The sequence below is a fragment of the Brevundimonas sp. UBA7838 genome (assembly GCF_002500885.1).
Lineage (GTDB): Bacteria > Pseudomonadota > Alphaproteobacteria > Caulobacterales > Caulobacteraceae > Brevundimonas > Brevundimonas vesicularis_C.
Genome location: NZ_DLTK01000134.1, coordinates 1 through 12,588, shown reverse-complemented (window position 1 = coordinate 12,588; position 12,588 = coordinate 1). Strand labels below are relative to the sequence as shown.

The following is a 12,588-nucleotide window of genomic DNA, read 5'->3' as shown; positions in this document are numbered from 1 at the left end:
CGGACGCCCCGCTGCACCGCAACCGCGTCAGACGACGGCGAAGGCGATCAGGCCCACAGCCGCCGTCAGCAGCGCCACCCAGGTCAGCAGCATGCCGACGACGCGACCCAGCGACGGCCCGGTCTGCAGCAAAAGGCCTAGGGCATGGGCGACCCGACCGACGAACAGCGTCGCGCCGACCCCATGGACCATCCAGGCCGGTGCCCCGACGGCGGCCAGCAGCAGCATGGCGATCATGCCCGGCGTCGCATATTCCACCAGATTTCCGAAGGCGCGGCTGGCGGCCATCAGGTCCGCGTTTCCGCCGTCGCCGAACGACACCATGTGTTTGCGCCGCCCGCTGACCACGATGCCCGACAAGACCAGCATCATCAGGATCAGCAGGCCGCTCCACAGGGCGGCGGCCTGAACGGCGTACATCATCGGCGTGGTCATCGATCAGTCCTCACGCCCGACGGGGTAGAGCAGATAATGGTCGTCATAGAAGGGCGTGCGTTCATAGAACCAGGCCAGACGCGCCTGCGGATCGGCGGCGAACGTGGCGTCGGCCGCCACCTTGGCCTCGAACTCGGCCTTCAATGCCGGGTCCGCCGCCATCATCTTGTCCGCCAGCGGCGCGATGGCGTAGGCCTCGATATATTCGACGCGGCTCATCACCTCGGGGAACATGCCCCAGGCGAAGAAGCTCTCGCTGGATTGCGGCTCAAGCAGCAGCACGACGATGTCGCCCAGCGGCTGATCCGTCGGCACGCGCACCGAGCCGGTCGGATACGTCCAGTCGCGCTTCTCGACCTCGACCGTCTTCACCGAAGCCTGCACGTGACCTTCATTGGCGCGGGTCGCCAGCTTGGGCTCGACCAGGCGCAGCATCGACAGGTTCACGGTGCGCGCAGCCTCGACCGTCTCCATTTCGATCCCGTGCGTCTTCAGCCGCTCGATGATGTCGGTGCGATAGCCCGGCACCCAATAGGCCGTCGGCCGCGTCAGGGTCAGCGTCGGATTTGAGCCAAAGAAGGGCATCCGCCACAGATCGGGATCGGGGCGGCCCAGCCAGCGGATCTCCTTCCGACCAGAGGCGGGACTGTCATACATTTCGTACAGCATGCCCTTGAAGGGCCGGGTGGACGACGCCGCCTCGTCGGCCTCGAAGTTGGCGGGGATCTGCGTCGGACGCAGGGCCTTGTCCTGATCCGTCGCAGCGCGAAGACCCGCGCCCTGATCGGCCAGCAACCGCATCGCCTCCTCGATGAAGACATAGGTGCCCAGCACCCGTTGTTCGTGCGGTTTCAGGCTGTGGTTCTCGATCAGGATCGTCGGCACATGGGCGGCTGCGCCCCAGCCGTTGGAAAACCGCTCGCCCAGGCCGCCGTCCGACAGGCCCTTCTTGGGTTCGTCGTCGTCGATGCCGAACACCAGTTCGCCGGGGATATGGCCTTCGCGTTCCAGCGCGGCGTTCATCGCCGGCTTGAAGACCGAATCCAGCCAGGCCGAGCCGTTCGGCGAGCGGCTGAAGTTCCCGTCCTCGCCGTTGAAGCCGTAGGTGACGTCGTACTGGTAATCCATGCCGTCGGTGACGTGGACGTCCACATACAGGTCCGGCCGGTATTTCAGGATCAGGCCGCGCACGGCCCGCATCTCGGGCTGGTCCAGCTTCAGATAGTCGCGGTTCAGGTTCTGGTTGGTCGCCGTATTGCGCCAGCCCTGGATGCGGGGGCCGCGCTGGTTGGGCCGGGAATAGGGGCCGGAACGCTCGTGGCCGTCCACGCTCAGGATCGGGATCAGGATCAGGTTGACCCGGTCCAGCAGGGCGTCCTTCCCATAGAAGGCGATGTCGCGCAGCAGCATCATGCCCGCGTCCTTGCCGTCGATCTCGCCGGGGTGAATGCCGGCCTGGATCATCAGCACCGGCTTGGCGGGATCGAAGGCGGCGCCGTCCTTGGACGCGATCACCGCATAGATGGGCCGGCCCTCGGGCGAGACGCCGAACTGCTCGATCCGGATCAGATCGCTGGCGGCGTCCAGACGATCGAACCAGGCGCGGGTGTCGACATAGTTGGGGCTGAAGTCGTGGCCCGGATCGGCCTCGAACGCCGTGACCCAGGGATCAGACGCATCGCGCAGCAAGGCCTTGGACGCGCCGTCCCATGCGGGGGCGGGCGGCAGGAAGGCTTGATCCCACGGCGCTGCATTCGGAACGGAGGCGGACGGAGTTTGGGACATCACGGAACTCGCGGACAACAGAAAAACAGCGGCAGTAGTCAGAAGGACGCTTTGCATGCCCTGTTCCTCAACTATGCATCCAGCCGGCGCAAGACCGCAGCAGCGGTCCTACTTCCAGATCGGTGTTCCGTCACCCGGCAGGCCGAGACGGCCCCACAGCTCGTTGACCCGCTCGACGACCGCCTCGTCCATGCGAATTTCCTCGCCCCATTCGCGCTTGGTCTCGGGCGGCCATTTGTCGGTGGCGTCCAGCCCGATCTTGGAGCCCAGGCCGCTCTCGGGGCTGGCGAAGTCCAGATAGTCGATGGGCGTCGACTCGATCACGGTGATGTCGCGCGCCGGGTCCATCTTGGTCGAGATGGCCCACATGACGTCCTTCCAGTCGCGGGCGTCGATGTCGTCGTCCACGACGATGACCCATTTGGTGTACATGAACTGGCGCAGATAGCTCCAGACGCCCAGCATCACCCGCTTAGCGTGGCCCGGATAGGCCTTCTTCATCGACACCACCGCGATCCGGTAGCTGCAGCCCTCGGGCGGCAGCCAGAAGTCCGTGATCTCGGGAAACTGCTGGCGCAGCAGGGGAATGAACACCTCGTTCAGCGCCTCGCCCAGCACGCTCGGCTCGTCCGGCGGCCGGCCGGTGAAGGTGGTCAGATAGATGGGGTCGCGGCGCATGGTGATGGCGCTGACCTTAAAGACCGGGAACTTCTCGACCGAGTTGTAATAGCCGGTGTGGTCGCCATATGGACCCTCGTCTTCGAACTCGTCCAGCAGGACGTGGCCCTCCAGCACGATCTCGGCCTGGGCCGGCACCATCAGCGGCACGGTCTTGCATGGGACCAGCTCGGCCTTGGCGCCCCGCATCAGGCCCGCGAACTGATATTCCGACAGGGTGTCCGGCACTGGCGTCACCGCCGCCAGGATCGTGCCGGGATCGGCGCCCAACACGACCGCGCAGGGCAGCGGCTCCTTGGGCCGCGCCTTCTTGTGCCGGGCATAGTGTTGCGCCCCGCCGCGGTGGGCGAGCCAACGCATGATGGCCCTGTCCTTGCCGAGCACCTGCATCCGGTAGATGCCCAGGTTGAAGTCGTCTTCGCGGTCGTCCGACGGCCCCTTGGTCACGACCAGGCCCCAGGTGATCAGGGGCGCCGGTTCGCCGGGCCAGCACGACTGGACGGGCAGGGCGGTCAGGTCGATCTGATCGCCCTTCAGCACCACCTCCTGCACCGGCGCCTTCTTCACCGTCTTGGGCCGCATCGACAGGACGGTCTGCATCAGCGGCAGCATCTCCATCGCGTCGCCCAGACCGCGCGGCGGCGTCGGATTGCGCAGGAAGGCCAGCAGTTCGCCGACCTCGCGCAGTTCGCCCGCCGTGGTCCGGTCTTTGCCTTCCAGCGTCACCCCCATCGCGACCCGTTTCACCGTGCCGAACAGATTGGCCAGACAGGGGATGGGACTGATCGTGCCGTCCGGCATGACCGGCTTTTCGAACAGCACCGCCGGACCGCCGTTCCTCAGCAGCCGGGTCTGAATCTCGGTCATCTCCAGCACGGTGGAGACGGGTTCGGACACCCGCACCAGTTCGCCCTTGGCTTCCAGCTGGTCGATGAAGTCACGCAGGGATTTGTAGGCCATGCCGCGACGCTTAGGCGGGAGTGGCCCCTGTGTCACGCGTCGCGCGACCGAACAGCCGGTCCAGCCCGACGAGGCCGAGCCCGACGATCAGGAAAAACATCAGCAGCACGCCGAAGATCACCACGACCCGGACCAGTCCCAGCTGATCCACATTGACGAAGCCATAGGGCCACCAGCGCGTCGCCAGTCCATGAACCAGGGTCCAGCCGCCGTAGACGAGCGGAAACGCCAGCCACTTCGCCGGATCGATCCAGCGCAGCCGCCCCTTGGGGCTGAACCACAGCCAGTCCAGCACGAAGGCGGCGGGCATGACGTAGTGCAGCACCAGATTGACCACCAAGGACCAGCCGGTCGGGTTCCAATAGGGATGCAGCAGGAAGTGGTACACCACCCCGACCACCACGATGTACATGGCGACGGCCGCCCTGACGCCTTCGCTGGCTGACCATCGGGCTAGCCGCGATCCTTCACCCAGCAGCGGCCCGGTAAAGGCCAGGGCGACCAAGATGTTGGTTAGGATGGTGAAGAAGCTGAAGTAGTTGATCGTCCGTTCGAGCACGGTCCAGCCCTGGGCCGGCGCGATCATCAGCAGATATTGAAGCGCCAGCGCGGTCCAGCCCACGACGGCGAACGTCGCACGCCACAGCCTGGGCTGGTCCCGCTTGCGAAACACCGGCGCCTCCCTTGTCGGTCAGGCGGCAGTCTTGTCCCATTCGAACGCCGGGTCCAGCCAATCGCCCAGTCGTTCGCCGCGATCCAGCGCGTCCATCCGCTGCATCTCTTCGTCCGTCAGGGCGAAGTCGAAGATGTCGAAGTTCTCGCGCGCGCGGCTCTCTTTGGTCGTGCGCGGGATGGCGATAATCCCGTGCTGGATCAGCCAGCGCAGGGTGATCTGGCCGTTCGTCTTGCCGTGCGCGCCGGCGATCTCGCTGATCGTGGCGTCGTCGGCGATCTTGCCTTGCGCCAGCGGCGACCAGGCGGTGATCGACGACCCCAACTCGGCCGCCGTCGCCACCAGCTGATCGACGCCCAGATAGGGGTGATGCTCGACCTGATCGGTCAGCAGCCGCGCCTTCGACAGGCTCTGCGCCTGGCGGAATTCCTTGGAGGGGAAGTTGGACAGGCCGATCGACTTGGTCAGGCCTTGGTCCTTGGCCTCGTTCAGGGCGCCCAGCGTCTCTTCGAACGTCGGCGTCGTCTTGGGCCAGTGCAGCAGCAGCAGGTCCGGCGTCGTGCCCAGGCTGTCGGCCGATTCCCTGGCCTGTTTCAGCAGGGCGTCGTGGGTGAAATGCTCGACCCAGATTTTGGTGGTCAGGAAGATATCCTCGCGCGCCACGCCGGAATCCCGGATGCCTTCGCCGACCGCCTTCTCGTTCTTGTAGATCCAGGCCGTATCGATGTGGCGGTATCCGATCCGCAGCGCCTCAGCGACCATGCGCCGCGCATCGTCCGGCTCCAGCTGCCAGGTGCCGAAACCGAGCAGGGGGATTTCGATACCGTCGACGGTGATCGTGGGTTGGTCGCCATAGGCCATGGGGCGCTCCTTGGGCTGGGTTCGCTTGAGGGGCGTAGTTAGGCGCCCGACCCCGCTCCGATAAGGTCTGGATGCACCTTGGACAGCTTTTTCGGCGCGATCCGACGCCATCGCTTCTCAAGCGCCGCCCTCAGCCAGACGGGATCGACGCTGGCGATGCGCGCCAGGACGATGGCGTGATCGCGATAGTGGTCGGTGAAATGAAAGGTCGCCGGGTTCATCTCGATCAGCAGTTCGCGCTTATCCCGATTGTCCAGATGCACCACGATGCTGTCGTCCACCAAATATATTGGATCGCTAACCTCATTTAATTGAGCTCAGTTTTAGTTCTGCTCAAAAATATATAAACATATCTCTTTATACCTTATAACGAGCCCAGCTCTCTTGAGCTTTGAATGTCAAGCGATTACACGGGAGGCCGATTCTTTATGCTGACGTTACGCGCGCTTTTATATCTACGCTCCTCTCGTACGGCAGAACCTTGAGGGCGTCTTGGATCCATGACGAAATAAAGCGTTATTCAGCACCACGTCGAATGTTTGGGGCGCTACACATTCTGACAGTAGGTGTGCAGCTCAGCAAGCGCTTTCGTACCCAAAAGGTACGAAGGGAATACGTGCGAGGTGCTATTTTGTTCTCCTCGTAACGATCTCGAAGCTTCGCCACAGGTTTTCCAAGATTTGACGGAGATGAGGCATCTCGGTTCGAGGGGTTTCTGTCGAATCCGCAGTTTGCGCCAAGGCACTTAGCCTTGCGCCTGCTCTTGTAGATCGCCCTTTGGTCGGTACCATCCCGGGCGCGGCGCGTTGTCCGGACGATGAAGCAATCCCCCGGATACCCCACGACCCCCGACGGCCGCTATTTCGTGGTGCGAGGCCGGCTGTGGCGGTGCTCCAATCCTGCTCTGTCAGCCGAGACGAGGGACGAACGGGTGCGTGATCTGATGTCGGCGCGCCGGGCGGTGCGGACTGCCCTGGCGGCTGAGGATACAAACGCACTGGCCGCAGCGCGGCGCAGCGTCGATAAGGCCAAGGTGGAACTGGGCGAGCGGGGGCCGGTGTGGTGGACTGACTGCTCGCCGGATCTCAATCGGCACATGGCGCGAAACACCCCCTATGCAGACTGGTTCGCCAGTCTGGGCGAGACGGGCGAATGACGACAGCGCTCGACCGTTTCGTTGTGGCTCAAGACCCTGTGTTCGAGACGGCGATGGCCGAGCTCGCGACGGGTCGCAAGACGAGCCACTGGATGTGGTTCGTCTTCCCCCAGGCTCGGTCTCTGGGACGGTCCTCGACGGCCGCCTTCTATGGCATCGGGTCGGTCGCGGAGGCGGAATCTTACCTAACTCATTCGGTTCTAGGGGAGCGGCTTGTCCGCGCCGCCCTGACCGCGACCACGGCGCCGGCGGCCTCATTGCATCAGCTGTTCGGATCGCCCGACGATCTCAAGTTCCGCTCATCGATGACTCTGTTCGCCGCCGTGGCGGCCGATCCGACCGTGTTCCACGCAGCGCTCGCGCGCTGGGGCCTTTCGCCTGATCCGTTGACCGCAGACCTTGTGTCGACCGCGAGGACAACACTGGGTCGTCTTTAAACAACGATCGGAGGCTTTTACGCGGTTCAGGCGTCGATAACTGCCAGAGTGCCGTCGGGCAGCGGGCGCTGAAGCGCCTTGGCCGTCTCCCACGGCGCCGTCATCCAGGCCTCGATCTCGTCGGGCTGTGTCAGGATCACCGGCATGGCCTTGGGGTGAACCGCGCCGACCTCCGCGTTGGGTTCGGTCGTCAGGAAGGCGAAGACGTCGATCGTCTCCATGCCGGTTTTGACCTTGCGCACGCTTGTGTGGGCCTGAAGGTGAATGCCGGCGAAGAAGGCGAGGGGCTCGGGATCGTCCCCGGCGAGCTTGAACCAGACGGTTCGGTATTTGCCGGCGGCGTCCCGACCTGGTTCGCTGAAGGCCGTGAAGGGGACCAGACAGCGCGACGTTGGCGACAGATGCGGGCGCCAATGGCTGGAGCTGGTGTTGCGGACGTTGGTCGTGCCGCTGTCGGGCTCGAATTCCAAGATCTTCTGGAAATCGACCTCGCCGCCTTTGGCGCGCAACTTGTCGGCGCGCTTTGTCGCATTGTCGAAGATCATCTTCTTGGACGAAGGCATGCCCCAGCGCGCCGAAGCCAGAATGCGCTCGGGGCCCTCCCAGCGCACGATCGGCGCGGGATAGTCGGGATAGACGTCGCCCGGCGCGAGATTTCCGACGGTCGACCGCATCGCATTCGCCGCATCCAGTATGGCCTGGGGGCCAGAGCGCTGGCGGTACAGATTGCACATCAGGCTCTGGCCTTTTTCAGATCCGCAGCCAGGGATTTACGGTCCGCCTCATAGGTCGCCTCCGCCTCGTGACGCGCCTTGTTCAGCGTAGTCTGCTGGTCCTCGAAATCAGCCACCTCGGCCTGACGGCGCTCGTCCAGATCGGCCAGCGCCGTCTTCAGCTTTTCGATCCTGGCGGCCCTCGTCTTGGATGGTCCCGGAGGTTTGGCGGGTTTGGCCTTGGCGATCTTGCCGACATCGATCGCGAGGCCCCGCTCGATGACCTCGCCCGGAGAGGCCATGGCGGCCTCGTAATCCGGGCCGCCGGAAAGCTGGCTGGCTAGGCCGGTTGCGAACAGATCCTGCTTTGAGCCCCAGGCCCCCAACGCCTTGGGTCGCGAGGTGGTGGCGATGGTAAAGGCATGGAAACCGTCGGACCAGGTGAAGACCTTCAGCTTGGCCGCCATCTCAGTCGATCAGTCCGCGACGCTGCATGCCCATGTTGATGATGTCGGTCAGCGAAGCGATGACCTCCATGTCAAAGGCGTCCTCCGCTTCCGTCTCATCGGCAAATGAGCGTGGTTGGTTCTGGCGTAGGGTTGAAAGCCGCCAGGACGACTGGACCGCCTGCTGACGGGCCAGATGCTCGATGCGTTGAAGGCGAACGCCGGCGCGCGATCTGATGAGGGTCTTGCGTGTCGCCATCAGTCGGTCCTCCCGGCCGAACCCTGACACGCAGGCCGACGAATGTGGAGTCGCGAACGCGCAAAGACCGCGTTCGAGCGCCATCGCCAACAAGGTCAGGCGTCAGCGCTCCAGCTACGTCTGGCCTTGACTCATCGCGGACCTTCGCTGCGGCCGCTTTCGGGAACGTCGTTGGCGGTTCGGATTTGTGACAATTCGCCATATCGCCTTCAGGGTCGCCGCGAACTTCCCCCGACGATATAGCTCAAAGCTACTTCTGTGACAGCGATCGATAGAAGGCTTTGGGTCGGGCCGGATCAGGTTGATGCATGAAGCAATCCTGCAGCGCATCAATCGCCGACATCACGGTCTGAAGAGCGACAGCTGAATAGGCGCTGGTGCTGCCTGTCGCCCAATGGGAAATGAAGTTGCTCGAGATCGTCATACCGCGCTGCTCGAGCGCGGCTTCCTGCCCCGGGTCGAGCACTAGATCGCCGGCCTTCTTGTGAAGTTTGACGGCCTCCTGAATGGCGGCGAGGAGGCGTCCGACCATCTTCTGGTCGTCGTTAAAAGCCACGTCGAACGGCACGGGGATTTTGCAGCGGGTGATGATGTTGCCGAGTTGATATTCGAGGTACTGCCGGATGAACGGTGCCGCGTCCGCCGCCCGCCCTTGGTTGAGCAGGTCGTTGGTCCCGTCCCGGACCTTGTTGATGGCGCCGGACTGAGGAAGTACCGCCATCTGCGGGGAACCCTCGAGGCGCTGGTGCTGCCACTCGGTGCTGCCATTGTGTGCGTTGAACAGTTTCTCCAGCATCGTGTCATGGCTGAGGAGAATGATCTGGGGGCCATCGGCCACCCGGGGACGGGCGAACTGAAGGCGGATGACGTCGATAAGATTGAGCTGGTGTCCCGCGTCCAGGCTTGAGGTGACATCGTCGAGGATCATGAATTTGGGCGCACCCCCATAGAGAGAAGCGGCGGCCAAGTAGACAGACACGGCGAAACCGTTTCGGAAGCTCTCAGACAGGAGGGCTTGGGCCGACACATCCTGCAGCGACCAGAAGGCGGAGAGACTGATCGCCAACTCCTCTGTTCCCGGGCGTTTGGCCAGCGCAGGCACGACGGATTGACCCATGATCGCCTTGAACAGGTCGCGACAGACCGGCAGGACCTTCTCCAGCCGTTCGGTGGCCATGGCGCTCTCGGCGACCGCGAAGGCGGTATTGGCGCCGTCAACGAAGGTCTTGAGCCGTGCAGTCCGGGTTTCGTGCGCATGAGCGGCGGCTCTGATCGTCTGCTGTTGAGCGACGTCCCGCCAAGCCGTCTGGAGACGTCGGGCAGTCTCGATCGCAGTGGTGGCCGCGACAAGCGACGGCGGCAGCACCTTGGCCAACTCGTCCATCTCTGTTTGGGCCTCTTCAATGAGAGCCTTAAGACGTTTCGCGAGCGACAGGCGAAGGCCCGACAGGTCTGCGAACTCGGCCGCGGAAAGCTCACCCTTGGCCCCCCGGGTTCCCAGCTCCTTGGCTTGCGCGGCCTCGGCCTCGTCGAGATGGGCGGCGAACAGGGGGCTCAGCTCGAGCCAACCGCTCGTTGTCCAGGCAGTCACGGCCGCTTTGGTTTCCTCATCGACTTTTTCGTAGTCAGCGATCCGGGCTTGGACCAAATCCAAGACCGCGCCGTCGCCAGGCCGTTCACAGGCAGGGCAGGTGTTCGGCGTGGCCCATGTTCCGCTGGTCAGCACTTTCTCGGTGACCCGGTAGAGCTCGTTCAGCAGATCGCCTGAGGTCAGTGCCACAGCCGCATCCCGCCGGGCCACTATGTCCGCCAGAACGCTGACATCATCATCCGACGGCCCTTTCGCGGCCTCTGTAGTGAGCTCGGACCGCTTGCGGACTAGCTCGCTATGGCGCGTTTTCTTCTCGCCACCCTCTTCCGAGACAATCGTTTGAATACATGCATCAAGATCGATCTCACCGAAGGCCTTTCCGTCGCAGTGCTGCGCGAGGGCGGGAATGCTCTGGAGTGCACCGTGGCAGGCGGATTCGATTTCCGCCTGTGGAGCCGCCGGCTCCAGCGGAGTCTTCATCAGGGCCTCATAGTCAGCCGCGATTCGGGGATCCAGGTCACGGATTGCCTTGTCGGCGGCGTCTCTACGCGCGAGGACGGCCGACCGGTCTAAGTGATTGTTGAACGATCGGGTATTGGCCAAGGTGTCCAGAGCACCCCGCAACGTTGAATAGCGCGCCAGGCCCAGCAGGCCGGCGAAGTTGCGGCCGCGCGAAAGCGACGTGTCGTCGATGAACCGCTGGAAGGTTGTGCCGTCCAGCAGGACGAACTCGCGATGGAGCTCCGCCAACAGCGCTTCGCCGTCGATCCCGTTGGTGGCGTTGACAGTTCTGGTGCCGGCGCCGTCTAGGGTGACCGTGACCTTTGTCGAAGGTGACCCGTCTGTCGGCTTCACGGTGAGAGCGATCGTGCCGACACCGCCGGTGTGGAACCTGTTGAGATAGTAGTCTCGCCCCCTCTCGGTCGCGGCCAGGTTATCGAGCTTCGGGATGGATTTTCGCAGAGCGAAGGTCAGAGCGTCGAAGATCGAGCTCTTACCCACACCGTTCGGGGCTGAGATCGAACTAACCGCATCCGGCTTGAACTTCAGGACGAGCGGCGCGCCCTCGTTGTTGACGCCACGAAATCCCTCGATTTCGAGCTGTTCGAGAAACCAGCCGATCTGCACGGGACCAGGCGTCGGTGGGGCCTCGGGTGTTTCGTCCTGCACTACTGGCGCGGAGGGAGGCGCTTCTTCCGCGGGTGAGCCCCCGGCTTTCGATGCCGCCGCTTTGACCTCGGCTGCAAGCAATGCTGCCATGAGGTTGTCGAGGACCTCCTCGCGCTTCATCGCCGCCTCCGACAGGCGGGAGAGCAAAGGAGTCGCCGCTTCTGCAAGATCGGCGTCGAGTCCAGCGAGATAGGTGGCGAAGGTCGCCAAGTTTGCTTCGAATGGCGCGGTGTCCTGAAAGGCGAGCGTAGGTTTTGTCTTGGCCATGGTGCAACTTCTCCCCCGAGGTCTTCTATCGTGACCACCTGCAATTGCCACCCTTGATTGTAGGCGCATCTGGAGGCAGGCGATCAGGGGCGTCTCGGGACGTTGAACTCCGTCCTGTAGAATTTAGGGGGCGGGCAATCGAAATATGGTGTCGGTCAGACTCGACCGATCGATGACCCATGCGTTCGGCATCGGACACGGTGTCCAGTTTCAGATAGCTGCCGAATGTCCCCTCGTGGCGCTGTGCCGAAAAAACTCGCTGACCCCAGCGACCGTACAAGCGACCAACGTCTCGGCAATCACCTAAGCAATCATAAGGCCGGGTCCGGCACTTCAGGCAACGCCTCGCCGCCAGTCTCCGCCAGGTTCTCAAGTTCCTCTTCCCAGAACACGTCCTTAAACGTCAGCCAGCCGGGCTCACTTATCGCGGTCGCGTTGATCTCGGCGATGTCTTCGGCGTCGAGCCTCGATCGCCGTAGCTTGAACGTCTCTTCCTTGGGCCCAATGGTGTAGAGCTTGATCTGGGACCGGTCGCTCAGCAGACGCACCATGCTGCTGATCACCGCATGGTCGCAGCGCAGCCCAAAGTGGATCGCGGTGATGCGAAACGGCAGCTCTTCGATGCCGTTGTGGTCACGAACGTCACGCCACTCCCTCTCGTACCTCCACTCCGGGGACTTCGCGTAGAAATAGGTCTGGAGAACACGATCCTTGGCCGCAGCGTCATCTGAGCCTTTCCACAGCGCTAGATCGCTCGCTTTAACGGCTCGGGGCGCGCGATAGCTGACGGGCCCCACGTTCGGATGCTCCTGATCAGTCGTGTCGTACTCGATGCAGATCCCGCGATGCTCGTCTGCGTAGTGGCTCCACATCAACGCGGAGGACCAGGTGGCGGACACCATCGACCAGAAATGGGGGAGGTAGGCTCGATATTCATCTTCAGCCCAACCATCCATGTCTGAGACACCAATCGGGTCCCACTGTCGAAACAGCAGACGGTCGAGAGCCTCGTAGGCTCCGGCATCTTCCGCGCTCAGCTTTGTCCCCATAGCCCGAGTGTGCAGGTGACACTTTAGGTCCGCAATGGTTCGATTGCGGTCTTGGGCTCTTCTGTTGAAAGCGGACGTGGGCAAGTTGGTGACGTGACCCCCGTTTCT

The 12,588-nt window shown here is 63.3% G+C and carries 13 protein-coding genes; 2 read left to right on the top strand and 11 right to left on the bottom strand.

The window, feature by feature from the left end; all coding sequences use genetic code 11:
* Nucleotides 1–27: 27 nt before the first annotated feature.
* From B3T77_RS14440 to B3T77_RS14415, 6 genes are all read right to left on the bottom strand, one after another.
* Nucleotides 28–435 (bottom strand): MAPEG family protein, encoded by a 408-nt coding sequence (locus B3T77_RS14440; RefSeq protein ID WP_292080533.1) that lies wholly within the window; start codon nucleotides 433–435, stop codon nucleotides 28–30.
* A gap of 3 nt (nucleotides 436–438) precedes the next feature.
* A complete protein-coding gene (locus B3T77_RS14435; RefSeq protein WP_292080532.1) occupies nucleotides 439–2,220 on the bottom strand; it encodes a M14 family metallopeptidase in 1,782 nt (593 codons plus the stop codon).
* A gap of 108 nt (nucleotides 2,221–2,328) precedes the next feature.
* Nucleotides 2,329–3,858: a UbiD family decarboxylase gene (locus B3T77_RS14430; protein ID WP_292080531.1), complete on the bottom strand. Its 1,530-nt coding sequence runs from the start codon at nucleotides 3,856–3,858 to the stop codon at nucleotides 2,329–2,331.
* Between the two features lie 10 nt (nucleotides 3,859–3,868).
* Nucleotides 3,869–4,531: a Pr6Pr family membrane protein gene (locus B3T77_RS14425; protein ID WP_165115877.1), complete on the bottom strand. Its 663-nt coding sequence runs from the start codon at nucleotides 4,529–4,531 to the stop codon at nucleotides 3,869–3,871.
* 18 nt (nucleotides 4,532–4,549) lie between these two features.
* Nucleotides 4,550–5,392, bottom strand: a complete 843-nt coding sequence (locus B3T77_RS14420) for an aldo/keto reductase (protein WP_066628453.1) — start codon at nucleotides 5,390–5,392, stop codon at nucleotides 4,550–4,552.
* A gap of 38 nt (nucleotides 5,393–5,430) precedes the next feature.
* Nucleotides 5,431–5,673, bottom strand: coding sequence for a hypothetical protein (locus B3T77_RS14415; protein ID WP_292080530.1), 243 nt, complete (start codon nucleotides 5,671–5,673; stop codon nucleotides 5,431–5,433).
* Nucleotides 5,674–6,209: 536 nt separating this feature from the next.
* On the opposite strand from B3T77_RS14415, the gene B3T77_RS14410 reads away from it, so the two are divergent.
* Both B3T77_RS14410 and B3T77_RS14405 read left to right on the top strand, forming a co-directional pair.
* Entirely contained in the window at nucleotides 6,210–6,548 is a 339-nt protein-coding gene (locus B3T77_RS14410; protein WP_292080529.1) for a hypothetical protein, read from the top strand.
* Nucleotides 6,545–6,985, top strand: a complete 441-nt coding sequence (locus B3T77_RS14405) for a DUF1810 domain-containing protein (protein WP_292080528.1) — start codon at nucleotides 6,545–6,547, stop codon at nucleotides 6,983–6,985. The genes B3T77_RS14410 and B3T77_RS14405 overlap by 4 nt, the downstream gene beginning before the upstream one ends.
* Before the next feature lie 26 nt (nucleotides 6,986–7,011).
* Here B3T77_RS14405 and B3T77_RS14400 read toward each other — a convergent pair whose 3' ends face one another.
* The 5 genes from B3T77_RS14400 to B3T77_RS14380 all read right to left on the bottom strand — a co-directional run.
* Nucleotides 7,012–7,719 (bottom strand): SOS response-associated peptidase, encoded by a 708-nt coding sequence (locus B3T77_RS14400; RefSeq protein ID WP_292080527.1) that lies wholly within the window; start codon nucleotides 7,717–7,719, stop codon nucleotides 7,012–7,014.
* Entirely contained in the window at nucleotides 7,719–8,165 is a 447-nt protein-coding gene (locus tag B3T77_RS14395) for a hypothetical protein (protein ID WP_292080526.1), read from the bottom strand. The genes B3T77_RS14400 and B3T77_RS14395 overlap by 1 nt, the downstream gene beginning before the upstream one ends.
* A gap of 1 nt (nucleotide 8,166) precedes the next feature.
* Nucleotides 8,167–8,487: a hypothetical protein gene (locus tag B3T77_RS14390; RefSeq protein ID WP_292080525.1), complete on the bottom strand. Its 321-nt coding sequence runs from the start codon at nucleotides 8,485–8,487 to the stop codon at nucleotides 8,167–8,169.
* 166 nt (nucleotides 8,488–8,653) lie between these two features.
* On the bottom strand, nucleotides 8,654–11,431 hold the full coding sequence (locus tag B3T77_RS14385; protein WP_292080524.1) for an AAA family ATPase: 2,778 nt from the start codon (nucleotides 11,429–11,431) through the stop codon (nucleotides 8,654–8,656).
* Between the two features lie 311 nt (nucleotides 11,432–11,742).
* On the bottom strand, nucleotides 11,743–12,588 hold an 846-nt coding region (locus B3T77_RS14380; RefSeq protein WP_292080523.1), incomplete at its 5' end, for a DUF2971 domain-containing protein.

Coding starts and splice junctions, on each gene's coding strand:
- B3T77_RS14440 (WP_292080533.1), bottom strand. CDS start 435: ATGACCACGCCGATGATGTACGCCGTTCAGGCCGCCGCCCTGTGGAGC.
- B3T77_RS14395 (WP_292080526.1), bottom strand. CDS start 8,165: ATGGCGGCCAAGCTGAAGGTCTTCACCTGGTCCGACGGTTTCCATGCC.
- B3T77_RS14400 (WP_292080527.1), bottom strand. CDS start 7,719: ATGTGCAATCTGTACCGCCAGCGCTCTGGCCCCCAGGCCATACTGGAT.
- B3T77_RS14410 (WP_292080529.1), top strand. CDS start 6,210: ATGAAGCAATCCCCCGGATACCCCACGACCCCCGACGGCCGCTATTTC.
- B3T77_RS14405 (WP_292080528.1), top strand. CDS start 6,545: ATGACGACAGCGCTCGACCGTTTCGTTGTGGCTCAAGACCCTGTGTTC.
- B3T77_RS14435 (WP_292080532.1), bottom strand. CDS start 2,220: ATGTCCCAAACTCCGTCCGCCTCCGTTCCGAATGCAGCGCCGTGGGAT.
- B3T77_RS14420 (WP_066628453.1), bottom strand. CDS start 5,392: ATGGCCTATGGCGACCAACCCACGATCACCGTCGACGGTATCGAAATC.
- B3T77_RS14390 (WP_292080525.1), bottom strand. CDS start 8,487: ATGGCGCTCGAACGCGGTCTTTGCGCGTTCGCGACTCCACATTCGTCG.
- B3T77_RS14430 (WP_292080531.1), bottom strand. CDS start 3,858: ATGGCCTACAAATCCCTGCGTGACTTCATCGACCAGCTGGAAGCCAAG.
- B3T77_RS14385 (WP_292080524.1), bottom strand. CDS start 11,431: ATGGCCAAGACAAAACCTACGCTCGCCTTTCAGGACACCGCGCCATTC.